The 26363-nt window shown below is 31.0% G+C and carries 19 protein-coding genes and 7 pseudogenes; 3 read left to right on the top strand and 23 right to left on the bottom strand.

What is annotated here, in order from left to right; translation table 11 throughout:
* Nucleotides 1-100 precede the first annotated feature (100 nt).
* Nucleotides 101-373: an HU family DNA-binding protein gene (locus tag JFU20_RS02385; protein WP_016097171.1), complete on the top strand. Its 273-nt coding sequence runs from the start codon at nucleotides 101-103 to the stop codon at nucleotides 371-373.
* Nucleotides 374-927: 554 nt separating this feature from the next.
* Here JFU20_RS02385 and JFU20_RS02380 read toward each other — a convergent pair.
* From JFU20_RS02380 to tnpB, 7 genes and pseudogenes are all read right to left on the bottom strand, one after another.
* Nucleotides 928-1443, bottom strand: a complete 516-nt coding sequence (locus JFU20_RS02380) for a hypothetical protein (protein ID WP_016097172.1) — start codon at nucleotides 1441-1443, stop codon at nucleotides 928-930.
* Nucleotides 1444-2303: 860 nt separating this feature from the next.
* Nucleotides 2304-2686: pseudogene (locus tag JFU20_RS30515) on the bottom strand (hypothetical protein).
* A gap of 11 nt (nucleotides 2687-2697) precedes the next feature.
* Nucleotides 2698-3225: a hypothetical protein gene (locus JFU20_RS02375; RefSeq protein WP_078205071.1), complete on the bottom strand. Its 528-nt coding sequence runs from the start codon at nucleotides 3223-3225 to the stop codon at nucleotides 2698-2700.
* A gap of 701 nt (nucleotides 3226-3926) precedes the next feature.
* Nucleotides 3927-4172, bottom strand: coding sequence for a cytoplasmic protein (locus JFU20_RS02370; protein WP_078205069.1), 246 nt, complete (start codon nucleotides 4170-4172; stop codon nucleotides 3927-3929).
* Nucleotides 4173-4413: 241 nt separating this feature from the next.
* The gene (locus tag JFU20_RS30050) at nucleotides 4414-4845 is read right to left on the bottom strand and encodes a hypothetical protein (RefSeq protein WP_242488137.1); all 432 of its coding nucleotides are present in this window, start codon (nucleotides 4843-4845) and stop codon (nucleotides 4414-4416) included.
* A 5-nt stretch (nucleotides 4846-4850) separates the two neighbouring features.
* Nucleotides 4851-5111, bottom strand: a pseudogene (locus JFU20_RS30660) (glycosyltransferase family A protein); the annotation flags it as partial.
* A gap of 82 nt (nucleotides 5112-5193) precedes the next feature.
* Nucleotides 5194-6315, bottom strand: a pseudogene (gene tnpB, locus JFU20_RS02355) (IS200/IS605 family element RNA-guided endonuclease TnpB).
* 1936 nt (nucleotides 6316-8251) lie between these two features.
* Here tnpB and JFU20_RS02350 point away from each other — a divergent pair.
* The gene (locus tag JFU20_RS02350; RefSeq protein WP_078205067.1) at nucleotides 8252-8581 is read left to right on the top strand and encodes an Lrp/AsnC family transcriptional regulator; all 330 of its coding nucleotides are present in this window, start codon (nucleotides 8252-8254) and stop codon (nucleotides 8579-8581) included.
* Between the two features lie 176 nt (nucleotides 8582-8757).
* Here the strand turns inward: JFU20_RS02350 and JFU20_RS02345 are convergent.
* The 10 genes and pseudogenes from JFU20_RS02345 to JFU20_RS02300 form a co-directional block, all read right to left on the bottom strand.
* Nucleotides 8758-8979: pseudogene (locus JFU20_RS02345) on the bottom strand (hypothetical protein); the annotation flags it as partial.
* A 486-nt stretch (nucleotides 8980-9465) separates the two neighbouring features.
* Entirely contained in the window at nucleotides 9466-10683 is a 1218-nt protein-coding gene (locus JFU20_RS02340; protein ID WP_002191540.1) for an MFS transporter, read from the bottom strand.
* 144 nt (nucleotides 10684-10827) lie between these two features.
* On the bottom strand, nucleotides 10828-11283 hold the full coding sequence (locus JFU20_RS02335) for a GNAT family N-acetyltransferase (RefSeq protein ID WP_078205066.1): 456 nt from the start codon (nucleotides 11281-11283) through the stop codon (nucleotides 10828-10830).
* 14 nt (nucleotides 11284-11297) lie between these two features.
* Nucleotides 11298-12326 (bottom strand): NAD(P)/FAD-dependent oxidoreductase, encoded by a 1029-nt coding sequence (locus JFU20_RS02330; RefSeq protein WP_078205065.1) that lies wholly within the window; start codon nucleotides 12324-12326, stop codon nucleotides 11298-11300.
* A 10-nt stretch (nucleotides 12327-12336) separates the two neighbouring features.
* On the bottom strand, nucleotides 12337-13245 hold the full coding sequence (locus JFU20_RS02325; protein WP_078205064.1) for a branched-chain amino acid ABC transporter substrate-binding protein: 909 nt from the start codon (nucleotides 13243-13245) through the stop codon (nucleotides 12337-12339).
* Between the two features lie 66 nt (nucleotides 13246-13311).
* Nucleotides 13312-15327: a class I tRNA ligase family protein gene (locus JFU20_RS02320; RefSeq protein WP_078205063.1), complete on the bottom strand. Its 2016-nt coding sequence runs from the start codon at nucleotides 15325-15327 to the stop codon at nucleotides 13312-13314.
* A gap of 16 nt (nucleotides 15328-15343) precedes the next feature.
* Nucleotides 15344-16633: a lysine N(6)-hydroxylase/L-ornithine N(5)-oxygenase family protein gene (locus JFU20_RS02315; protein WP_002191545.1), complete on the bottom strand. Its 1290-nt coding sequence runs from the start codon at nucleotides 16631-16633 to the stop codon at nucleotides 15344-15346.
* 82 nt (nucleotides 16634-16715) lie between these two features.
* Nucleotides 16716-17624, bottom strand: coding sequence for an arginase (rocF, locus tag JFU20_RS02310; RefSeq protein ID WP_078205062.1), 909 nt, complete (start codon nucleotides 17622-17624; stop codon nucleotides 16716-16718).
* 142 nt (nucleotides 17625-17766) lie between these two features.
* Nucleotides 17767-19041 (bottom strand): ATP-grasp domain-containing protein, encoded by a 1275-nt coding sequence (locus tag JFU20_RS02305; protein ID WP_078205061.1) that lies wholly within the window; start codon nucleotides 19039-19041, stop codon nucleotides 17767-17769.
* 395 nt (nucleotides 19042-19436) lie between these two features.
* Nucleotides 19437-19784 carry a cupin domain-containing protein gene (locus tag JFU20_RS02300; protein ID WP_078205060.1) on the bottom strand — a complete coding sequence of 116 codons (348 nt, stop codon included), beginning with the start codon at nucleotides 19782-19784 and terminating at the stop codon, nucleotides 19437-19439.
* 808 nt (nucleotides 19785-20592) lie between these two features.
* Here JFU20_RS02300 and JFU20_RS02295 point away from each other — a divergent pair.
* Nucleotides 20593-21183, top strand: a complete 591-nt coding sequence (locus JFU20_RS02295; protein WP_078205059.1) for an SCO family protein — start codon at nucleotides 20593-20595, stop codon at nucleotides 21181-21183.
* A 318-nt stretch (nucleotides 21184-21501) separates the two neighbouring features.
* Here JFU20_RS02295 and JFU20_RS30045 read toward each other — a convergent pair.
* From JFU20_RS30045 to JFU20_RS30040, 6 genes and pseudogenes are all read right to left on the bottom strand, one after another.
* Nucleotides 21502-21633, bottom strand: a pseudogene (locus tag JFU20_RS30045) (LSm family protein).
* Nucleotides 21634-21676: 43 nt separating this feature from the next.
* Nucleotides 21677-21805 (bottom strand): hypothetical protein, encoded by a 129-nt coding sequence (locus JFU20_RS30385; RefSeq protein ID WP_274606592.1) that lies wholly within the window; start codon nucleotides 21803-21805, stop codon nucleotides 21677-21679.
* 205 nt (nucleotides 21806-22010) lie between these two features.
* On the bottom strand, nucleotides 22011-23975 hold the full coding sequence (locus tag JFU20_RS02290) for a M6 family metalloprotease domain-containing protein (protein ID WP_078205058.1): 1965 nt from the start codon (nucleotides 23973-23975) through the stop codon (nucleotides 22011-22013).
* A 264-nt stretch (nucleotides 23976-24239) separates the two neighbouring features.
* Nucleotides 24240-24437, bottom strand: coding sequence for a hypothetical protein (locus JFU20_RS02285; RefSeq protein WP_373696013.1), 198 nt, complete (start codon nucleotides 24435-24437; stop codon nucleotides 24240-24242).
* 153 nt (nucleotides 24438-24590) lie between these two features.
* Nucleotides 24591-25052 (bottom strand): annotated as a pseudogene (locus tag JFU20_RS02280) (penicillin-binding protein); the annotation flags it as partial.
* Nucleotides 25053-25171: 119 nt separating this feature from the next.
* Nucleotides 25172-26106: pseudogene (locus tag JFU20_RS30040) on the bottom strand (carbohydrate binding domain-containing protein).
* Nucleotides 26107-26363 lie beyond the last annotated feature (257 nt).

The raw sequence follows: 26363 nt of genomic DNA, 5'->3' as shown, positions 1-26363 counted from the left end.
CTTATCTAAACCTGTTCTAAATTTATACATATTATTAATTGCATCAAGATAATAAGCAGGTTATAATAGTCACCTAATTACATATAAAGAGGTGCAGGAAATGAATAAGACAGAATTAACAAAAGTAGTAGCAGAAAAAGCAGAACTTACACAAAAAGATGCAGCTGCAGCAACACAAGCTGTATTAGATACAATAACAACTGCGCTAGCAAATGAAGAGAAAGTACAGATTCTTGGATTTGGTACATTTGAAGTACGTGAAAGATCTGCACGTACAGGACGTAACCCACAAACAGGTGAAGAAATGCAAATCGCTGCTTCAAAAGCACCTGCTTTTAAGGCTGGAAAAGAATTAAAAGAGGCAGTGAAATAATTACATATAGTGAAAAGGGTTTGATATTCATATCACACCCTTTTTCAATAGCCTTTTTGTTCATAAAACAAAAAAGTATCATCCAAAATATATATCGGATGATACCCCTTCATTTTTAAACATACTATTTCTAAGTATACATCATGCAAAATTTATATAAATAATATAGATTCCCCAAAGAATGTAACCAACTTGTGTTATTATAAACATTGTAAGTTCGAAACCAGTGAGCTTTCTTTGTCTTTTTATTTTTCGCAAATACAGATAAAAACTAAAAGTAGATAAAAACATTAATAATATAGAAGCATTATATATATTTTCTATAATAGTAATAACTGATCAGCTCCTCAACTGTAAATTTATTAGTATAGAACAAGCATATCATATGAAAGTTTAACTTACTTCAAATACACTTTTTTTCAACAAAATATACTTAATATTTTCATATTTAACAACTATACTTGGTTAAAAAGATAAAAGAATCTCTTTTGCATTAATTGATGCACAAAAGAGATTCTTATTTTAGTAAATTTACTTATAAGATACCAGGCTAATTATTCATGAGGATTAGGTGAAATAGATGCCGGAGCTGGTCCGCAAGTTACTGCAAAACCAAATAGTACCACTGGGTTTACGGACAAGCCAAGCAATGAAAGCACTCCCAATGCTCCCCAGTAATCTTCCTTTTTGAGATATGATTTTATTTGATTAAAATATGACTTGCCAATACCTAATGCATCCTGCCAACATCTTTCCCAAACATTACTTGAATAAACATTAGATGGCATTTCATCATCATTCATTACATAAACACCAGCAATAATAGCTGCTTTTTCTTCATTATTATATGAAGATTTCGCTAGTTCTTCTTTATTAAGAACGTACTTACCTGTTTCCTCATTTTTTACCATAAGTACTGAAAAAATATATTCTAGTTCTTTAACTTGAGCTTCTAACTCCTCAGGTGTAGCCTTATATTGTTTTCCATCTTCAATAGTTGCAGCTGAAGCGAGCGTTGGGACAAAAACTAGAGTTAGAGCCATTAACATAAACATCATTTTCTTTAACATAGTGAATTAACCCCCAAAATTTAATTTTTTCTGCTTCTCCCAAAACTATAAACTTACTATAGAAAGTTTCAAATTTCATCTAAATCATTTACATGTACCACCCTCTTTTTCCAATATTTATAATAATAGTAATATAACCAACTATAAATGTATATATTTTACAATAAATTCATCTATTACAATCATTTGAATTTCAATATATAACTATAAAAAAACTACTATGTATACATAGTAGTTGTATAGAGATAATAAAGTTGTTAAATTTACAATAAAGTCGTTTAAAACATAATAAAGTTGTTGTAAAAATGCCGGTCATGTTATTCAGCAATTGGGCCAGATTATCGAGTGATTTTATTAATTGTTTCGTTAATATTGTGAAGAAGTATTTGATTTCCCTAATAATATTTGAGACGAATCTACTAATGTAATTAAATCTGAATATATGTAAAGTTGCATTTTAAAATACTTATATTAATGTTATACTAGGATTAACCAAGAAGTATCCAACAAATTATGATTAATCACTACATTTTCTTTCATAGTATGTCAACGTTAAAAAAGACACTTTCTATAGTGTCTTTTTTACGTTGCGAGATGAATATATTGACTACATACTCATATTTGGCGAGTTTTTAAGGATGTCTCCTGTGAGCTACATTACATTTTTTAGAATTTATTATTATAAATAATAGAATGTAAAGCACATACTAAGTGTAATACTATCTTATTTAAATTGAAATGGGGTACCGCCAGCATTTTGGAAAAAACCACGCTAAGCAAAAAATAAAATAAGCCATCCATTTGGACAGCTCATTTACATAATTATCGTTATTGGAAGTGTATTTAAGACCATTATTAACTTAATAAGAGTCTAATATCTCAAGTTTCTTAGCTAATACCCAACCACTTAGACCATAAGATGCACAAATGTTGTAATAAAAATAATTCCCCCTTTATTAATGTTTCCTCTAATTCTTTAATATCTTCATAACATATAGGCCAACAATAAGATTTTTGTTGCTCTAATAATTTCTTACTTTCTTTAAAAAAATCTAGAAGTGGATCTTCGTCTATATTAAAAATAATGCTGTCACTTATTTGGGTTTCAAAAAAATGTGCTAGGACACCTGAAAAAAACTATATATACATTGTTTCCTAATTCAGTAAGGGTGTGAATACGAAGTTCTTCTTTCTCAAGATTAACTTGGTATGAAACAATTGTATTATCGTGAACACTTATCATAACTTCACTCCTTAAATTACTTTTGCGGCATTAACTAAAACTTCCTTTACTTTTTTCATATCATCAATAACATAAAGATTTGCTCCTAATTTTGAACAGTGTATCAACACATTTTTATTCTCACCTTCAAGTAATAAAGCAAAATCTGCTTGGATTTGTTCTTTACGTTTATCTTTAACAGAAAATACTTGATATTTCTTACGAAAAATACTTAATTTTGGATTATGAATCTTAGTAAATCTAATATATTTAACATCTCTATATCGCCAATCGTTCTTTTCTTCAGAGTAGTATAGTAATGATTTTTCATAGTAGTCTTCATCATAACATATAGATATTCGGTCAATTTCTCCCCAAAATAGATGGTCATAGGGGACATTTGTAACAGAAAACGGTTCACACTTATCGTTTATAAGTACGACATGTGGTGTTTCGTTCTCTGAGTCTTGATAAAAAGAAATAACATATACGGTTATCTCTTTACTATTTATTAGCCTTTTTATATCTTCTTTAGTTGATAATGAACTAACTAAAACCATATTAAACTCTCCCCTCAATGGGTAATATTGCTTTCTATTAATTTATTTTATCATTGTTTTTTGTTTAACTAACAGGGTAGGTTAGTTAAACAAAGAACAATGAATACCGTATTCATGTTAAGTTAACATAACGTCCTATTATCGGTATTCAATGTATCTAGAAACCTAAAAAAGTACCTTCAGAAGATCTGAAGGTACTTTTCTTTTACATAATCTTTGTTATCGGAAGTTAGCTTTAATAAATTTTGTAAAGAACATCTTGATTTATATCATGAATTGAGTTTGTTAAATCCTCAAAAGAAATTTTCATTTTTTTGGGTTTTCTAATCTTTTCGCTTTCAATGGACTCTTTATACCAATGAAGAAGAAGTCCAATATGTACTTCTGATTTATATAAGTCTTTAAACAATTTATTAAGGAGTTTTTGATAACTTTTACTCTCTTTATTGTCAGAAAAAAGTCACAGGAACACATTCCGTTATCAAGGGTATAGATGCTATTTATAGACAATAGGGGACCTTTTATTACTTTGTTAATGTACAAACCGTGAACTTCAAACTCTTCTTGTACTGTTCTAAGTATTTCTTTTTGAGTAGAAATCGTTAAGATGAGACACATTTTAAGTTCCCTCTCCATGTATTTTATAAATATCTAGTTAATATAACGCGCGTTATCGGAAGTTGATTCTGTTATTCGTTTAATTAAAACCATCTTTTGTGCATTTCACTTAAAAACATTTCTGTGATTTTAAATCCAGAGCTTTCTCCTATAATAGAGTCAATCCCGCAATAAGGACAAACCGCTGTAGTATCATCATCCCACCACTCTGTAATTTCTTCTGGATTAAAAATTTTCAAACAATAAAAACAACCACATATAGTATCTTTTGCTAAGTTGTTTCTATTACAAGAACAGAAATGATGTGCTTCCGCAAAATATTTCTCCATTGGTATCCTCCTTTTTATGATTTTCTTCGATGTTTTACTTGGATTCTCCTTTGCATATTCTATACATGTTCAGTTAACATAACGTCTCATTATCGGTAGTCAATAATGAATATAGCTAATGTGACACGAAAACAGAAAATCCAAGAATATAAGAAAAAGGGGTAATATAAATACAAATCCTAACGCAATGACACTTGCTGTAGTACTCATCGAATCAAGATTATCTTTTTTATATTTAGAATTAATGAAGTAAAAATATAGTTTGAAGAAAGGAACGGAAAGAAGAGTCACTGATTTGTTTTTTCCAAAACTTTGTTTCTGTTTTTCTTTCCTCCAAGGTCATGGAGGTTCTAAAGGGGGAGGGCAGAATAAGAGCAGTTACAGCTGGTATAGTATAGAAAGTTACGTCGTTTAGCAGCAAAAATTTTCGCCACATATTTAGATCACTCCACACATCCTTAGGGCCAGGAGCCCATCCTTCAGGAAGACAACGATAGGTATCCATGCGATGTCCAGCAATTGTAGGACCAAAAATATTAAATGGTTCCTGCAACATGCGGTTACGGACCCAAGCTTCCTCCAATGATTCCTTAATAGTTGTCATCATCTGGTTATGTATTACAGCTAGATACCGACTGTGAACAAAATCAGCTTTGTTTAGAGCTTTCTCCATGTGTTTTAAATGATAGGAAACCACAAATCATCATCACTTAGATAACATACGAACTTCCCTTTGGCAACTTGTAATGCCTCATGTCGGTACAGCTCTCCATGGCGTGTGCCTTTAGGGCGATCCAATACATGAAATCGCATGTCATTATGGACAGATTGCCAGGCAATTTCGCGTCCTTCATCAACAGCACCGTCACAGATAATAAAGACCTCAAAATCTTGACAAGTTTGTTCCAGAATGCTATTAAGTGCATAACGAAGTAGGCATCCATGATTGAACTACCCCCACTTTCACTTCGTTTAGAAGAGGGGGATTCCTAAGTAAAGAGTTCTATCGAACTCTAATTTATTAGGCTAGCTCCACAGTCCTTGTGGTTAGAAGCCTTATCGCTTCATTCTTTAGATTAATACTTGCGTTAATATCCCTATCATGGTGTGTACGACAAGAAGGGCAGTCCCATTTACGTAGGTTTAGATTTTTAACGTCTTTGTTTTGATATCCACAACAAGAACATAATTGGCTTGAAGCAAATGTTTTCGATACGACAATGACTTGTTTGCCATACCATTTTGCTTTGTATTCTAACATGGATCGAAATTGCGACCATGATACTTCACTAATGGCTTTTGCTAACTTATGATTCTTTAACATATTCGATACTTGCAAATCCTCTATACCGATAACATCGTGGTTTTTGATGATTTCAGTTGAGACTTTGTCCAAGTAATCTTTTCTAGCATTCGTCATGTATTCATGAATTCTAGCTACTTTTACTCGCTGTTTATTCCAGCGAGAAGATCCTTTTATTCTTCTAGAAAGAACACGCTGCGCTTTCGCCAACTTCTCTTCTAATGACCGAAAAAACTTCGGATTTTTATAGGTTGTTCCATCTGACAAAATGGCGAAATCTTTTAGTCCCACATCCATTCCGATGTAAGATTGTGTTTTTGGAAGTTCTTGCACTTCTGTTTCAACTAACAATGACACAAAGTATCTGCCAGAAGGGTTCCGTCTAACTGTAGCATTTACAATACGTCCCTTTACTTCGCGACTCTTGGCAAATCGAACAAGACCTAGTTTCGGCAACTTTATCTTTTTTCCTACAATGGCAATGTTTTCATTTGTTTGTTTTGTGGTGTAAGATTGTACGTTGTTTTTCTTAGATTTGAAACGCGGGGCACTAGTTTATTTTTTGAAAAAGCGTGTATAAGCATCCGCAAGGTTGCGAACAGACGACTGAATCGCAATACTATCCACTTCTTTGAGCCAAACAAACTCTTTCTTCATGGCAGGAAGTTTGGCAGAGCATGTACCATATGTCAAACCTTTCCCTGTCTCTTTGTATGCGCTATCCCATAGAGATAGGAAATGATTGAATACAAAACGAGAACAGCCAATCGTTTTATTAATTAGGGTTGCTTGTGTTTTATTTGGATAGATACGAAATTTATATGCTTTATTAATCATCATTCATTTCACCTCCATTTCGGCATGTGTCTATTATACAACAAACATACATTCGATAGATAGTGAAGTAACAGTTTATGTATGTCGAACAATTAAGATGGCTTCCTGCCATCTCTTGTCCGAAGCCAATTCATCTCCCAACTACTCACTTCGCGTTCCTTGAGGAAGGAGTCTTCCTGGCTAAAATGATAAATTCAATTAAATAAAAAAACAGGGTTTCCCTATATAAATTGTAATTAGATAATATATGTAATGGTGACAGTATTATTTGTTACAGGAAGCAAGTGCTCTTTTATTTACGATAAAATGGAATTATTATTATTTATTTCTCAATATTTAATATATTGAATTAAATTCTCTTTATTGGTATTATAATGGTGACAGTTTGTTTCTAATGCTTTAGTTTAAGGACCTGTTTTAATACATCAGGTCCTTCTTAATTTTCTCACTAATAAGATAATGTTTTTTAACTTCTTATTTTTTAACTAGATAGCATATTTTATTGTATAAAGACTTTCCACCCATAGAAATCTACCTTTTTTAAGAGTATGCTTATATGCTTGTTCTTCCCACTTGCTATGAAATAATAGTTTTGTTTCATTTTTTTATACACCTAAATTTCCATAAACATCCCCATTTATTTCAAACTCATTCAAGTCTTTAATAAGATACAGCTTTAATAAGCTAGCAAATCCCTCAGTCTTAAATACCAAACATGGATATAACCAATCATAGTACCTTCAATTATTTATATATTTTCACTTTCTACTTGAATACTACCCGAATCAACTCTTTATAGATCCAATTTAATTTTTTCATAGGTTTGTATACCAAATGAACTCTACCTGGTTTCAATTTTTAAAATTATGCTATATGATTGTGAAACATAGAAAAATTTTACACAATACCTAAGATATCAAGGCTATCTCTTTCTCATTTCTTTAGAATTTCCGTCCGTTTTTCTATAAGAAATTAAACAGCTGTGTTAATAGCCTTATTAATTCTTTAGTTTCTTTTATCAGAGATACACTTGATTAAGATACACACTAGCTAAATGTTTTAATACTTGAAAATGGATATTGGAGAATTTGAAATAACTGAGGTTTTATAAACTTTTTTTAAAAGTAATAAATGATTATAATAATCATTTTGACTAGTAATCTAAATTATAAATAAAAAGAGAAGAACCCACCATAGTTCTTCTCTTTTTATTTATAATTTAGGGTTTTCATATCCATCGATATGAATAGAAGTAAATTAATGGATGAATAATTTACTAATAGAATTATAACATAATAAGCAAAAGCTTTTATATGCAATATTACATATGAAAATTCAATTTTCAAACACCCGCATTTTATAAAATATTTAAATTAAATATCTTAAATACTAATTATTGGTATTTGGAATATTATAAACTAACATAACAATTCACTTAGTTGCTTTTTGATAATTAAACAGATAATAAAAAAGCAACTCGGATTGGGGTTCGAGTTGCTTTTTTAAATAATGCTTATATATGTATTATAACATTTCGCGTAATAAATCCAATATCAATAGACCTAATCTTCGTATTTCTCAATATTTTCAGTTTTACATTACTGCCCTTTAGCGTTGGGAAAACTATTGTATTTACCAAAAATCCATTAAAATTTCTTCAAAAATATGCCTCTTAATGAATGATAGAATGTTATACTATTTCATAAGTATAATTGCTTTTACAATTTGTTGAAAATATATACTCAATAACTTTTGATCATCCGATGCTCTTTTCATAATATAAATTCCTCCTTTAAAAGTTTTTTATCACACAATATTTTATATCTATATCTGAATACCTTTATAATACTAAACCCTAATTCAACTTTCCATTTCATCTATAATGGAAAAAGATTATATTTTTTCTATTTGAAACTAATTTGAAAGGATTTTTTATCAAATGAAAAATACCGTTATTCAAACTAAATCCGCTCACTTGATTGGAACGGAAAAAAGCGTTAAGGAAACAACTACAAATTCTTTACAAGCAATATTAGAAATAAAAGTTAAAGAAGGACAATATCAGGAATTTATGGATTGTATTCAACTTGAAACAAATATTGAATTTTGTTATAGAGTTACAGGAAAGACTGACTTTATTGCTAAAATAATAATAGCTGATTTGAAAGAATTAGAAGAATTTGTTGATAATTATAGTTCTGTAGCTCAAATAGTGTCTAATCTTATAATTTTCAAAACAAATACTAATTATGATTTAGCAGAGAATTAAAGTTATAGGCGACTTTTCATAATAATAAATACCACAACTAAAAACTACACTCCTAACAATTGGGGTGTAGTTCTTTGATAATATAAATTAAGTTTAAGTCACCACTCTAAAACATAATATAAATACATTACTCCAAAAAATGCATAGTAATATTAAAATATAATGGAGTGATAACAATTTTTGGAAAAACGAACAAGAACAAGTTTCGACAATTTAATTTTGTTTCCCACAACGGTACTGTTTTCATTTGTTTGTTTTGGGTTGTAAGATTGTATGATGTTCTTCTTAAATTTAAAACACAGGGCACTGTTTTATTTTTTGAAAAAGCGTGTATAAGCTTCGGCAAGGTTGCCAAAACGGGTACAGCCAATCGTTTTTTGATCAAGGGTTGCTTGTATTTAATTTGGATATATACGAAATTTATATTCTTTATTAATCATCATTCATTTCACGCTTCTTTAAATATGAACCCACCCTAAAGCGAGCGGACGCTCTATATGTAGTGAAATAATAATAACAAACTAGCCAGTAACACTTTATGTATGTCAAATAACTTAAATGGCTTCCTACCATCCCTTGTTCGAAGCCAATTCATCTTCCACCTACTTACCCTTGTGGAAGGATTCTTCTTAGCAAAAACAATATATATAACGACGTAAAATGAGCTAATACTCTCATGTTTATATAAAGAATTATCGCGGATATTGTTTCATTTGAATTGGAAACAGGAAAAATATATTGACTATTTTAATTATAATTACAGCCGAATTAAAAGAAATGAGTACTGTATAATACAGTACTCATTTCTACATAGTTATTTATACATTGTTTCTACATTATAAAATTCACTTCATTAGCTGTTCTTTTCATTTAATACGCTGCTATTAAAATGATTTTGGAGCAACTTCTTGTTGTAAAACTTCTATTTTTTTTCTATGATTTAGTTCGTTTAGATAAATTACCATCATAGTAGCAGCAACAATCGTACCTATTACTCCAAACAGATGGCCTGCATTCATAATCCCAATCCATTGAATAGGTAATGCTAACGTTAAAGGTAAAGCAGCTTTGGTAAACTGGAATGCTAGTGTAGATCGACTAGACCAAATAACCGTTTCTTCTTTTGTTTTAATAAAGTCAAACATCACAGTTCTTTGGTTGATACGTGAACGATTAAAAACAAAACCAAGCATAAATGAAACGGCAATTGCTAAATACCAGGAATGCACTAATCCTAAAGTAATATCAAAAACAGCAATTAATATAAAAATTGACCTTGGAATAAATTTTTCAAATTTCCCAACAAGTGTAGCTAATAAAGCCCCTAAACCTGCTGCAGCACTAACAAATCCATACTGCATAGGATCCCAACGATATACATCGTGAAACAAAATTGGTACTAAAAAATTAAATGAAGCAAGTTGTATTGTTAAAACAGCAATACCAGTAATTGTAATCCACAATATTTTTGAATTGTCTATTGGATTTATTTTTTCAATATGATTTGATACAGGTTTTTTATTTTGCTGAACCTCTTTACTTTTTAATAGAGGCATCAGAAGAGGTAAAAATACCCCAATACCTAATGAGAATGCTAAACCATAAAGTACATTATTAAATCCACCTACATTCATCATAAATCCTGCTATTGCGTTCCCACCAAATGCTCCAATTTGTATTGCAGTTTGTAACATATTTGAAGCCTTTCCTGCTGGAATTTCTCCTGATAATACCATTTGAGACATATATGTTTCCAAACTTTGCGTAGATAAAAATAAAATAATAGAAAAAACACCTGCAAAAATATATAAAGTAAAAACATTAATGTGCTCACTATTTAAAAGACTTATTATAATCAGAATAATGCCGATACAACGGACACCAGAGAAAATTAACAATGGACTTTTTGTTAACCACATCTTAAGGCTTTTCGAATATTTTTGCATAAAGAATGGTAACAAACTCATTAATGTTAATATAATTCCTAAATGAGTAACTGATCCCCCTTTATCCAAAATTGTCCAGGTTAGAGTTACTGTTAACATACCTTCCCCACAAAGAGTCAGCGCCAATAGTACTATAAATATAAATTGAATTGGCATTATACATTCCTTCTTTCTTATATCGGTTGTTTGACCTTAAATTTGTTTTAACTTGTTTAAAGAAAGGGATTTGGAAAATACATAACAAAATTGCACATTGAAAATATTCTGTTATATACGCCCTAAATACTATTAGATTGTTATTTAAATACTGTAAACAATCCAATCACTCTTATTTGCCTTTTGTTTTTTATAGAAGTTTTGAGCAACCATATTATCTTTTGCGGTAACCCATTCCATATATGCATAATTATTGTCTTGGACGTACTTTTTACAAGTATTAAATAACATATCCCCAACACCCAATTTTCTATAATCAGGGATAACAAATAAATCATTCAAGATCATTGCTCTTCCCATACTTAACGTACTGAAAGTCGTATATAAAGTAGCAAATCCAATTGGCTCTTTATTAACCGTACAAACGTAGAATAATCCCAAATCTCTATTTTTTATTATAGTATTAACTAATTCATCTAAAGAACTTTTTTCATGCACCGGTTTTTCATAGAATTCCATATACATTCTAATTAAATTGATAACAGTCTTTCTATCATCATAAGTCGCTTCAAAAACTTCAATATTCTCGAGATTGTTCATAGTCTTTTCTCCCCCTATACTCCAGTAATCATTTTTGCTATTCTCTTACCAATACCAGGAGCCAACTTTACTCCACCACCACTCCAGCCAGTTGCAACGATTAAGCCTTCTGCTTGTGGAAATTGTTCTATAATTCCTCGATTATCTGATGTATATGCATCAAAGCTTCTTCTTCCACCTATAAATAAGTTTTTATTTATATATGGCAATCTACTTTTTGAATTTTGAAGCATTTTTTCTAAGTCATTTGGGTCAATTGACATTTTTTTGTCCGGGTCAATATCATACTTATCTACTGGATATCCTACTAGAGAAGTACCTAGATTATCAGGTCTGCCATATAATCCAGTACTATCATCTATAAAAATTGGATGGTCTTTTTGCCCTATTCCATCAAAGAAATGAATTTGAATAATTTTACTTCTTACTGGAATTTTAATACCTATAGTATCTAATATATTTCCACTCCAGGCTCCAGCTGCCACAACAATATGTTTACAATATATAGTCCCATAGGAGGTTTTAACTCCTACAACACAGTTATTATCCATTAAAATTTCTTTCACTTCGATTCCTTCACAAGCTAATGCACCTTTAGTTTTAGATGTTTCAATCCATGTATTCGTGGCTAACGATGGGCTAATGTACCCTGCTTGTTCCTCGTAAGCGACACAGGTGTTTTTAGGCAAATTTATAAACTCAAATTCTTTCTTTAATACTTCAGATGAAAGGATAGTAATTTTATGTCCAGAATTTTTAAGTTCTCCAATTTGCTTTTCCATTTTTATATGTTGTGTTTCACTTTCAACATATAACATTCCAGTCTGCTTAAATTTAACCTCTTCACTAATACTAAAAAAATCATTTATTCCTTCTTTCGCTATTTCAGTTAGATAGGGATCATTATGATAGACCCTTATAAAACCTCCTGATTGGCCTGTTGATCCACTACTAAAGGAATTTTTCTCTAATAAAATTGTATTTGTAATATTTTGCTTGGTTAAATAATACTGTATAGCTGCACCAATAATACCCCCCCCAATAATAACTACATCAGCTGAATGTTTTATGATAATTCACCTCAACAAAAGATTTATCAATAACTTGTGCAATTATCCATGAAGCTCCTAAACGATCTCCATTGTTTGAAAATTTAATTGTAGAATTACCTCTCGCTAATTCATTGATTAAATTTTCCACATTAGATTCAATACAATCTAATAGATACGAAGCTGCAAGAAATGATGTTTCTACATAATCTTCTTTTGCCTTTATGGTAAAAGCATCATTGGAATAATCTTTAGCTAATTCTATAAATTCATCTACATAAGAATCATCTGAAGCTATAAAAATCCCTTTATACCCTCTCATCCTTAGTTCCTTTAGATAAGTTGCAGAGTTAAAATGTGTCCCGGCAAAGAATATTGCATCACTATACTTATTATTTTCACTATTAAAATCTTCAATTCTAGTAACTTCTTTAAATAAAGAAGTTGCATTTTGATACAGCAAATCTGCTAGGCTTTTTCCGTAAAATGTTTCATCAGAAACCGCCGCAATCGTTTGAATATCTTTAGTTTTCAAAAAATTAATAACAGTTTCAGCTTGTACCAAATCATTAGAACAAAACCTAAATACTAATTCTTCGTTATTAAGCGTAACGTCTAAATTAGTTGATGCAGGAACTAAGAATGGGATTTTCGCCTTGGAATAAAACGGTATTGCTTTTAAAGCACATGCACTATTAAAGTGTCCAATTACAGCAACAACGCCTGATTCAATCATTTTTTTAGAGATATCTTTGATGGTATTTGGATCTCCTTTATCGTCTTGATAAATCCATTCGATGTTACCAGTATAATTTAGCTTCGCACGATTTACACCCTCAATTAACATTTGACCGTATACAGACCTAGGACCTGAAAAAGGGCCTACTACTCCAATTTTTAGTTTCTCTTTCATAATATGAGCTCCCTATATATTTTTTATTAGGAAATATAAGGAGGTAAGTACTACCTCCTTATATTATCAAATATTCTGAAGATAAAAACTGTCGTTTGTTTTTGAAAAATAATTCTTTTGAAGATTTACTTTCTGTCCAGCAGGCAAAAAGTTTACTTCTTCATCCAACTGCATTTCAATATTAAATCCCAAATCCCCCCATAGCATTTTACCAAATGTAGGCATGATTGGGCTAGAAAATAATGCTAAAATTTTCGCAGTATATAATTCTAGTGCAATAGCAGTATTTCTTCTTTGTTGATTATTCTTTAATACCGTTAAAAACTCTTCTCCCGCCGATAATTTCTTAACAATTCTAACTAATTCATTTAATAATCTAACTACCTTTTGGGGTGAAAATGTATTTGGTTCATATGCATTCATAATTTCATTTATAATTCGATTTACATGTTGATAATACATTAAATAGTTACCTGATAATGTCTCTAATTCTGGAGCACCATTTGGAAACTCTGCTTCTAACTTGCATTTTAAATCATGTAACCAAGATTCCCATTCTTGGTTTAAGTTCGTATCTACAATATGATTAAAATCTTCCATAGTGAAGTTTGTTTCAACTGTTTCCGGCCTACTATAAGATAAATAATACCTTACAACATCATGTGAAGCATTTTCTAATAATTCTTTGCCCCATACAGCATGTCCCCTGCTTGTTGAAAACTTAAGACCCTCTAGTTGATAAAATTCATTCGTTATCATTGTTTTAGGAAGAGTTATATCTTCACTATATGCTAGCCAAATAGCAGGGAAAAGCACTGAATGGAAATAACCATTATCATATCCAAAGAAATTAATGATAGTTGTATCTTGATTATTCCAAAAATCTCTTAACGTATACGAAAGATTTTTATCCTGAATTAATTCGTTTGTTGCGGATAAATATCCAGGTGCCATTTCAAACCATACATATATAGTTTGATTTTCATATCCTTCTACCGGAACTGGAATTCCCCAATCAGATACATGCGAAATGGGAATATCAGGCAAATCCTCATCTAGCATTGTCTCACATAATGCCGTTAAATGTGGCCCTATTTTTAATTCTTTGTAGTACTGTTTTAATTGTGTTTTATAATTACTTAATGGGAAAAATAGTTGTTTAATTTTAGATTTCTCTGGTTTGCTGCCACAACATTTACAGGTTGGGTTTAATAAATCAATACACAAATTAGGTCTACCACATTTTTCACAGGCGTTACCATCTGATAATTCATTACAATGTGGGCAATTACCTCTCACATAAGCTTCATAAAGGTGCTTATCGCATTGCTTACAGAATAGAATGTCGACTTCTTTTTCTACTAATTTACCTTCATTCCACAGTTTTTCAAAAAACTCTTTGACAAACTCAATATGAAATGTTGAAAAATGAGGTTTGACAAAAATATCTGGATTAATTTTTGCTAGTCTTAATGTTTTTTCAATTTCATTAGCAAAATGATCTGCCGTTTCTCTAGGAGATTTTTCTAATTGTCCCGCCTTAAACGGTACATAGCTTTGATGATCATCCGCTCCACTCATATAAAAGACTTCGTTCCCTTTAAGTTTTAAATATCTAGTTAAAATGTCAGCTCCTGTATATGGACCAGATAGGTGCCCCACATGTAAATCACCATTAGGTGTTGGTGGTGTAGCCGTTATTAAATACTTCTTTTTATCTGAATTTAACTTTTTGCTATTTTTTTCACTAAAAGTATTTTCCCACCATATGGTGAAGAATATCAATTTTTCATCTGATGTATTTTTCAAACTATGTTCTTCAAATGGTGGAATAAAGATGGCGTCCCCTTGCATAACAGGTTCTTCTTTTTTACCCACTTTAACTATTCCTTCACCCTTAAAGATAATAAAAGTTTCAACTTCATGATGTCCATGAATTTTAGAAATTTCTCCAGGCTCTATGATTCCCCACATTGCACCAAATGGTGAATCATACAATTTATTAGAATGCGGAAATAATCGTTGACACATAATATCATATTCATTTGTAAAAATCTGTGGATTTATCTTTTCAATATGCATCTTTAGACCCCCTATATTATGAAACTACGTTTTTAGTTTTTTCTTCTGTTAATGAATTATATTCTTGTACGGTTTTTAAAATTTCATTTGATCGAATAGATAAATTAGATAATAAAGTGTCACTAAGTCCATGAGTGCTTTCATTTACACCCTGCAAATAAATACCAGGTTTAAATTTATCCGTTGTTTCTAAACGATAATTTCGGGAAACTTCAATATTATCTGAAATGTACGAGTTAAGATTTTTTAATAAAGGATGGTTCTTTTTACTTTCGTATCCAGTAGCAAGAATTACAGCATCAGCTTCAATAACAATCTCTGTATGTTTAACTATGTCTTTGTAATAAACAACAGCTTTATCAGACAGTGTTTTTATCTCAGTTAATTCTAAAAATGGCTTTATTCTAAAACGATCTTCTCCATGGAATTTTTGGTTATATAAAGCTTTATTAATTTGACTAATTAAACTTCCATCCGCAGCTGCATAATTAGTATCACTGTGGTGTTTTAATAAAGCATCTCGATTTTTTTCTGGTAAAGAATAAATAAAATCAATCATATTAGCATCAAATATACGATTAACAAGCTTACTTTCATTTACAGCTTTATATGAGAAAGGTCTCATTGTTGCAGTGATATCTGATTTCGGATAATTATTGATTAGATGGAAAAATAATTCAGCTGAACTTTGTCCTGATCCTACAACTAAAAACTTATGAGCATCATCTTGTTTGAAATTATTAATTTTATTTTTAAATTGACTAGAGTGAAATACTCTACTATTATTCATTTCAATATTTACTGGAGTTCTTGGTGTTCCACCCGTAGCCAAAACAATATTTTTAGTAATATAGCTCTCTAATTGATTAGTTTCTGTATTTTGCACAATAACTTCTAATAATTCAACAGAATTTTCAGACATAACAGGGTCTACTGAAACTACCGATCTACTATAATAAACGTGTTCTTCTAATTGAGAGGCAACCCAAGACATATAATCATTGTATTCAAGTCTTGACGGATAAAACTCTGAGAGATTAATAAAATCGCTTAGTCTCTCATTTTCATGTAAATAATTTAAAAATGAGAATTTACTTTTAGGATTTTTTAGAGTTACAAGGTCTTTCAAAAATGAAATTTGAATATTTGTATTATCTAAAAGCATTCCAGGATGCCATTGATAGTGCGTTTTTTCTTCCAGAAAGATTCTTTCCATTGAACTATTTTCTTCTTCTATAGCAGTTGCTAAAGCTAGGTTAGCTGGTCCAAATCCAATTCCAATAACATCATAGATTTTATTATTCATTTGACTCGTCCTTTTCGTTTTTTTAAATTCTCGTATATAATTTTAGTTTTTTATATTTTTAAAATTAATTTCAAAAAACATTTTATTTAGACATAGTAACCTTCTTACTTAAAAGTCCAGTAATAAGTTCAATTGTTGTGTTGACAGTAATATTATCTTTATCTAATATAGGGTTTATTTCCGTGAACTCTGCCGCTATTAGGTTTGTATTATTTTTTAACATATCAATTGCCTCTTTTGTATCATCTAAACTTAAACCATGTGGAACAGCTAATCCTCCTCCAGGAGCAAATTCAGGATCTAAAGCATCTAAATCAAATGTTAGATGAACTGCATCTGTATTATTATTGAGAATCTTAATCGCCTTTTCCATAATGTATTTTATTCCATGCTTTCTCACATCGTCTGCTGTAAAAATTGTTACTCCTAAATTTTTGAGAAACTCTTCTTCCCCCGGGTCTAAATCACGAATTCCTATTTGTACGATATTCTTTGGATTAATTTTAGTTTCTTTCTCTAGAAAATCTTTAAATTTTTCGTTACCGTATCCTAAGAGAATTGCTAAAGACATCCCATGAATATTACCAGAAATCGATGTTTCAAATGTATTTGCATCCCCATGAGCATCAAACCAAATTACTCCTAATCGTTGTGTTTTTCTAAGAATTCCAGTTACAGTCCCAATTGCAATACTATGATCTCCACCTAAAACTAATGGGAAATGCCCTTTTTCCAATTCGTTCTCAACTGTTGAAGCAATATTTTTACATATATCAATTACTTCATTTGAAAACTCTTGTTTGACAATTCCATAATTTTTATTATTGGTTGAAGGAAGAGAAATGTCTCCTAGATCAACAAAATCAATTCCGATTTCAGTTAATTGTTTCGACATACCGCCATATCTTACAACATATGGTCCAAGGTCAACCCCTCCTATACTAGCTCCGAAGTAAGTAGGTGCTCCCAAAATAGATACTCTTTTATTCATAGTGTTTTCCACTCCATTTCTATAATTATACACATTGGATTACTTGGTTATAATTTGGTACTATTCAATAATTTATCGATAAATCTAGCGGTTATATTCCTCATTTAAACAAGGAATATAACAACCAGATTTACTAAAGTTTTTATGCATGAACTGGAATTTCTAATTCTATATCTAATTGATTATCTAATTCTCTAGCTCTTTTGCGCAATTTTTCTACATCAGATTTATCTTTATATGGTGCTCTTAATGAAAGTAATCCCGTTATATCAAATCCTTTTGGAGCATGATATACTTCAGATCCTACTTTAGCTACAGGATAGTAAGCCTTATACTCTGGCTGTTCAGCAACAATTCCCAATTCATTTTTCTTTATTATTCCAGATCTATATACAAATTTAATACAAGTACAAGATTTTGGTGTTGTAGATCTAGTTAAGAAGAATTCCAAAATATCCCCATTACAATCTAATAAACCAAGAATATTAACGGCTACTAAATCAATACCATGTACATCACGTATATTACGATAAACATGCCCACCACTGATTCTAGTACTAAATTCTACAACTTTAAAATTCCCTTGCGTATCTCGGCGTAGTTCTACATTAAATAAACTGTTTTCAATAGCTAATTTTCCACATATTTCTTTAGCAATACTAACAACTATGTCTTCATCTACACCAACATACGGTAAAGTGTATTCATCTTCCTCGAAATATGGACCCATCATTTTATTTTTATTGTGAATTCCACCAAGGTAAAATTCTCCATTTAAAACGACTCCATCAACTGTAATTTCTTCCCCAGTCAGAAATTCTTCTACTAATGCCACACATTGTTGTGTTTGGTTAAAATAGAATCCTTTATTTGTTTTAGAAAGATTAATAATTTTTTCTAATGAATTATTCAATTCTTCTAAACTGTTAACTAAATATACAGATTCACTGCTAGCGGCCATAGTAGGCTTAATGATTACAGGGAAAGGAATATTTTCTATTTCTTTCTCTGCATCCTCTATAGAATTAATTTTTGCAAATTTAGGACTAGCAATAGAATTCTTTAACATAAACTCTCTCTGCTTTGATTTATCTCGAGATGTCGTAGCAGCTTCAACAGATAACGCCTTATTTTCAAAGCGTTCATTAATTTTAGCAGTTAAGACAATATCAGTTTCTTGCCAAGTCACAAAAAAACTAATTCCTATATCTTTTCCTTTTGTAAAAATATAATTTTCAGCATCTATTTCAGAAGCCTCTTCAAGTACAATTACTTCTTTAAAGCGCGCATCCATTGTTTTACTTGGTACACTCGTAAACAAGTAAAGTTCATCAGATATTCTTCCAGCAGTTTCAATATGATCACCATGAATGCTATAACCTTTTCTCATGATGATTCCAATTTTTTTATTTTTCATATGTAATCTCCTTTTCTTCTCTGTATATGTTGATATCACGTTGTAATCGTATACTAAAACTTTTGATTGTTCAATAGATTAGAAATATTTAGAAATATTTTTCCGTAAATATATTTTTATGTAAAAAAATACCAAAAATATCTCATATTGAAAGGCATACAACTAGATATTTTTACTTGAAAAAAAAACAAAAATTCATTAAAACGCTATATAGTTTACCTTTTTTAAACATAAATTTACTTATTTTAACATTTATGTTTTTTTCTATTAATTATTATTTATTGATAAAATTTATTTTTCTTTAATGGAATAACATACCTGCTTATAATTAGTAGTTGTCTAATTTAAACAAATTTGATAAAAAGACATTTATTTTTACCTTTCTTATTATGCAATTATCGTTGTAATTTAAAATCTTTTTCGCAAGAGTATTCAGCAGGTGCAAAGAAAACAAGTACCGTTAGATCTTCTTTAATAGTATGAAATCTATGTTTCATGTTAGCCTTTACATAAATAATAGAACCAGATTCAACAAAAATATTTTCACTCTCTACTTCAAGTTGTGCTCTGCCATTGATAATATAATATACTTCATCTTCTGTATGTGGTTGTTGCATATCTAAAGATCCTGCTTTCAATTCATAAATTCCCATACTTAAATCTGTTTCATGCAAAAATTCATAATAATTTTTGTCAATGTTTCTTTTTTCTCTTAAAATCTGAGTAAGTTGATAATTTTTCACTTGTATCCTCCTAATGTTATAAAATTCTAGAATCAATTAACTAATTTAACTTAATAAAAGGAATATATCAGGTATAATCTAAATTTCTTCACATGTGTCTGAAAAATTAATTAAAGATATATAAACTGCAAGCATAACAAAACAAGATAGAAATAATCCTATCTCTTTTCTACATAAGGGACATGCTTACAGATTATCCTTTCATTTCAAATTTCATTTTAATAGGAGAAATCTTAATATTCAATCTCTAAAATATTTTCTCAATATGTATAATTTAATCTTTAAATTATACTATAGTTAACTCTATTTTTAATACGTTATCCAAATGTATGATGTTTTTTCACTCTTATGAAGGGTAATAATTCAAGAATCATACTGAGATGGATCTATTATTAGCATAGTCAACAAGTCCTTGAATGACCTATCTATTTTTCCTTACATACCATACTTCTTATCAGATATAGAGGTTTGTATAAAAAATTACTAAATAATATCTCCTTGTTTTACTTCACCTTTTATTATGAATCGTGAAATAAAGAGGCAATGTATGTAATAATGACACATCTAACAATCTTAATTATAAGTGGTCTTGTGAACTATAAACATCAAAAAGGAAGCTATATGCATAATAGTATTATTATAAATAGTAATATAAATACTATGGAACATGATGGTTCATTCGGCTGTGTTAAGATTAATTCGATAGCTATCAAAAATAAAATTTAACCAAAGTAAATACTACCGAGTGTTGGGTAGTTCATATAACCATTCCGTAAAATCTATAAAAATTGAAAGGAGATAAATACATATGAAAAAAATGAATTTCATTAGATCACTTATACTTATACTTATATTCACAGTTATAGCTCTAGGAGCATGCAAAGATGCAGAACTCAACAATTCACTAAATTGGGATGTGCAGAAGTTCTCATTTACAGATCAAAATGGGAAGCAATTTGGATCAGCTGAGTTACAAGATAAAATTTGGGTAGCTGATTTCTTCTTTACAAATTGCCAAACAGTTTGTCCACCTATGACAGCAAATATGGCAAAACTCCAGAGAATGTTGAATACGGACGGGATTAAAGATGTAGAATTTGTATCATTTAGTGTTGATCCTGAAGTAGACACACCAGAAAAAATAACAGAATTTTTGAAAATCTATGAAATGGATGGAAGTAGGACTCATTTCCTCACGGGATATAAAAGAGCAGATATTGAAAAGTTTGCTAAAGAAAACTTCCAATCACTTGTAACTAAGCCAGAAAATGATACACAAGTTATACATGGCACAAGTTTTTATCTTATTGACAAAAATGGAAAAGTTCTAAAAAAATATTCAGGTGTCGAAAATACTCCTTATGACGAAATTATTCAAGACATTAAAAAAATTCGATAATAAAATTCTATTAAGTCAATGGTTTGAGGAAAGTGAAAGTTTACTTTCATTTTTTAAAAATATTTACAACAAGATTTGTAATTACTTTCTCAATATAAATAATCTTGTTGATTATGTTTTTAATATTAAGAATCAGCAAAAATTTAAGCATAATAAAAATATAATGGTTATATTTTTTGTTTACTCCTTGTGCTAAAGATAAGATCGTGTTCGCCGATCTTATCTTTTTACTTTGTATATTTTTGATATCAAAAAAGTATCCTTATAATAAGAATTCTGCAACTGGAACCCATTTTTTTTAATAATTCAAGAGATTATTCATTTGTAGACTACTTGTTTCCTACCATAAACCATCTACAGTAAATTTATCTGTTGAAAGGGTCTTAACACGTAAGGGAACCCTACTTTTTAAAAATATAGTGATGACCTCTCTTTTAATTGTTCATACATATCTTCTTGTAAGTTACATTTGAAATGCGCCTCCTATTTTTATTTACTTTTCTTCTAATACTTGCTGCCACTCATTGCTGGATATTTGCATCTCAAATTCACTTTCTATTTTGCCAAACTTTTTTCCTATTTTGCTTACATAGTATTTTTTCACTTCATCTGAAATTTTCATTTGACATTAATATGAGATGTCTTTAAATATGTTTACGAAAAGAATTAAACTAAGCTAAGAAAGTGAATTTTATCAATCCGAGTTTTTCTTTTACATATTGGCTAGTATAGGATAAAAAGGTTATCAAATGCCGAACGAAACTCTCCGCAGATGATAACCCTTTGGAGTAGCGTATCAATGATTTAAATAGCTACTCACAAATATATTATTGAGCCACTCCAAATACATTAATTTCAGCCGCACATGTCCATGGATTATTATTTACCTCGCTTAATGCACGTAGTCTAATATAACGACCTGTTTTGTTTGCAAAGCTGACTTCTTTCAAATTAGTATTATTTGCAAAAGCACCTATGGACACAGCTGTTCCCCAATTCACTCCATCACCACTGACGTAAAACTCATAGTCCTTAATCGTCCCATTTATTTGGCCGTCTTGCCTTGGCAGGTAGCTGAATTTGGAGAGGTTATAGGTCGTACCCAAATCAATTTGAATCTCGTGTGGCATTGGAGCAACAGGGCTCCAGTTTGTATGCCAAAATGTGTCTTTGTTTCCGTCAAAGGCATACACACCTAAATTGTACCAATTATAGCTATCTACATATTTTAGTGTCCAGTTTGTCTGCGGAATTAAACTAGCTTCTTTTGTTGTGACTGCTACATTCATAGCAGAATTACTTGTACTTGTAGTTGTAATCGTTACTCCTGATTTTTCTCCCGTGTAGGTACTACTATTCGGATTGGTGTCTGGACCAAAGGTAGCAGCATGATTTTGATTCGTGTAATAGAACGGGTCTTGGTATTCACTGATGGATTGCTCTATATCAATGAAAGGATGAGGATCACTGGAATTATTATTCATGGATTCATCAATATGCCAAACCGCAATACCGCCAGAATTTGTTGGTAAGCTCGCATCATATCCAACCTTTGCGCGATTCTCAACTAAAAAATACGTATTATCCTTTAAAGGAATCTTTAACACATTATAGTTATTTGGGATCGCATTTAGAGTAAAATTGTTAGTGGTATTTACTACATTTGGTGTTACAAATCCTAATTTTACTTTTGACCAAGCATCCATATGACCGGGTGTAGCTCCATAATCTTCTCCTTGAAGACTATTCCAAGATCCATTACCCATTATACTTAGACTACCCACATGATTATTATCACCATATAGATCTGGCAGGCCAAAGGAATGACCTAACTCATGAGCAGGGATACCAATCGTTGCCATATGACCATATTGTTTTTCACCCTGCGCCGTATACATGCCTGATACAGTAACACCATCGTGATTTGTATTGGGAGCATACGACTGATGTGCCCAAATATAAGGAAGTGGAGCACCAGGAGCAGCCTGTTCATTACCAGCAAGAAAACTTACAATGTAGAAGCCATCTTTAGAGTCAATGACTTGATCATTATTAGTATCCAAACTAGCAAAATTCACTTGAGAATCAGCTTTAACCAATGCATCTGTTATAACCGTACTCATGCTTTTTCCCGATGTACTCGGATGAGCGTAGTCTAATTTTATTTTAACTACCCCATCATTTTGCGTACCATATGCTTCGGAAGCTGGAGTGATCTGTACTTTTCCATTACTTACTTCATTATAGTAATTCTTTACTGACTTTTGATTTGTAGAAAAGAATTTGTTACTCCAATCGTTATCGTTATATGCAATATCAACATCTGTAAACCCAATCAACAAAACAAGTAATTTTTTGGTTCCTAAAACGGGAGTGACAGTTCCATCAATATTTTTTGGTGATTCTTTTTGTAATTTATTTATGTGCTCCTGTTTTTTCTTTGCTTGAGGGTTGTATTTCTTTATCCATTTGTTCAAATTGTTCTCATTTACCGCCATTGAAGGCTTCTTATCAATTTTATATTTTTTCCCCGTCGATTTCAGTTCATCTGATGTAAGCTCAGCGTAATTCCAATACCCCTTCTGATCTTGTAAAAGTACGTCGCCATCCTTTGTACTTACCCAATGGAACCATTCATCTCCATGTAACGTGCCCTCAAAAGATTCGCCTGAAGGCTGCTTCATTTTGACAACTCCATCGTATGCTGGTGCGGCAAAAGCGTTCGTTTGAAAATACAAAACACAAATTAAAGAAAAAACGGACATGAACAGGAATTTAAAAATTCTTTGCATAAACTTTCCCCCTTTTTCAATGGTATGTGGAAGATTCTGTTGATAGCCAGACTAGATTCATACATGGAATAAATCGAGAGATACATCTGAATAAGACTAACAGAATACCTTTAATTATAATTACAATAAATTGAAAAAATGTTATTTTTTTAATTTAATTAATATTTTCTCAAGATTAGTCAATAAAACAGAATTGATGAAAGTTACATTTGGAGTTCCGGAAAAAATTATACTTTTTAGAATCTATATAATGCCACATGTTGACTAACCCAAATTACATAAAGCAGCCCAGTCTTGTGCACCATGCTTATTTTTAAGTTTTATAAATCCCGGCTCTTTTGCAAGTTGTTGAAGAATATGTAGAGATTCACCGAAGAAGTGAAATTCATCTCGAATCGATAAATACATAGAAAAACGCCATCCTTTCCTATAATTCTGTAGAAAGAATAGCGTATTTTTCATTTAAAGGGTACTATATAAAGAGACTTCACCCTTTCAACTTACAATGTACTTCAACGACTACTAGCTACTTCCTAAACGTTGTTCCTCATTTACTAATCTGTTTATGCTTTTTTTAAATTTGCAAAAGGACCAACAATATCTTCATATTACTTATTAACCATTATTGGCTGGATTCTCTCTTGAATTCCCATCATTACTTGGTTGCATTGGCGTTCCATGGCCATCCCCATTGTTTGGCAGTGTTGTATTTCCTTGGTCACTACCATTGTTTGGCGGCTTTGTATTTCCTTCGCCACTCCCACTGTTTGGCTCACTTTGCTTTTGCTCTTCTGGTTTCTTTAATTCTTCTTGTTTCTTTTGCTTTTCTTTTTGCTTATTTTCACTCGGCTGTTCAGTCGTATTTGCTATTTTCGTATTTGAAGAAGAATCACGCTTCTCACCTTTAATACGTAATTCGCTACCTTCTTGAACTACACTGTTCGGCATTTTAAATTGCGACTTATCTGTAGCAGAATTAGTCATCATTTCTTTATAAATCAACTGAGCAATCTTCGTATTTTTACTACTAATATAATTTTCTTTACTATCTTTTATATATCCAGTCCATACTGCCATCAACCTAAGAATTGCAAATACCCCAAAATGAAAAACGAGCTGAATTCCCATAAATAAATGTAGAAAGAACAAACTTCGTTTTGGATACATTTCAAAGTCTCAAGTCTATAGGCATATGGCTACTTTTCAACTAGTACGATATCATCAATATAGGCATGAAGATATTCATTATCATCGCCTGGTAATACGGAATCAGTAAAAATGTTGATATTTGGACTTGGAGAACTATAATTTCGAGTAGTAAATTCGAACGATTTTTGTTCATACTGTGAGGAAGTAAATCTAATGCCGTCTGGTTTTATTACATCAGGCCCCCTACTGATACGTATATACTTCTACCAGGAGTAGTTACTTTTCCAGATGCGGACAGTATGTATGTAGTATTAGGCTTCAAAGTTACGTCCCCCAAAAATCCACCGCTATATCCACTTAAATGAAGTCCTTTAGAATTATTTACTCCTGCATGCTCTTCAATATTGTAATTTATATAGCCATATGGTTTAAGAGGTTCTAAACTTGAATTGTGGTCAAAATCAACATTTAAAATATAAGATTTTTCCTTTTCCTTTAATTGTACATTATCAAACTTAACCCTCCCATTTGCTGTAGAAGCAAGTTTGACACATCTTCCCCTGTTTTAAACTTTATCTCATGATGTTCCGGCTTAAATCCTGTATACTGCTTCTTTGTTAATGGAACGATTTCTTGATTGGCATTCAGATTACCTACTGTTACTTCTGATGGGGAAACTATACTTCCCGCTATATCAAATGTTAATGTATATTCTGTATACGGCTTTACAGTAACAAGCTGATAGGCTGTGTCTGCATGTATTAATTTGAGATAATGATTGCCTGGTTCAGAAGTGCCGATATTCTCGGTAGAAGAATTAGGATTAGATAAAATCCAGTTATTTAGCCCATCCTCAAAGTCTCCATTCCTAACTTGTTCATTTGCAGATGGACTATCTGCTGATACAATACCTGAAAAAACCTATACTGGCACTTAATGCAATTGCTGTAGAAAATACTCCTATACCGACTTTTTTTAACAATTTCTTCATCTCCTCTGGTCAGATTAAAATTTACTTTTTCACATTTATATATATTTGGATAAACCTGCCAAAGAACAACTTTATTTATAAATTATTTATAGGTTATTTTCAATTGAAAGATCTTCAACATATACAAGGACACTTTGCTCAAATTAAACGGGTAAAGAAAGCATATCAAGAGAGCATAGTGACCTATTAACTAACGAAAGCGTCAGTTCCACTTGCTCGTATATTAAGGTTATTAGTATCAATTTAAC

The sequence above is a fragment of the Bacillus sp. TH30 genome (genome assembly GCF_016650875.1).
GTDB classification, from domain to species: Bacteria; Bacillota; Bacilli; order Bacillales; family Bacillaceae_G; genus Bacillus_A; species Bacillus_A mycoides.
Note: the sequence above shows the minus strand (reverse complement) of the source record. Positions and strands in the feature narration are given on the sequence as shown.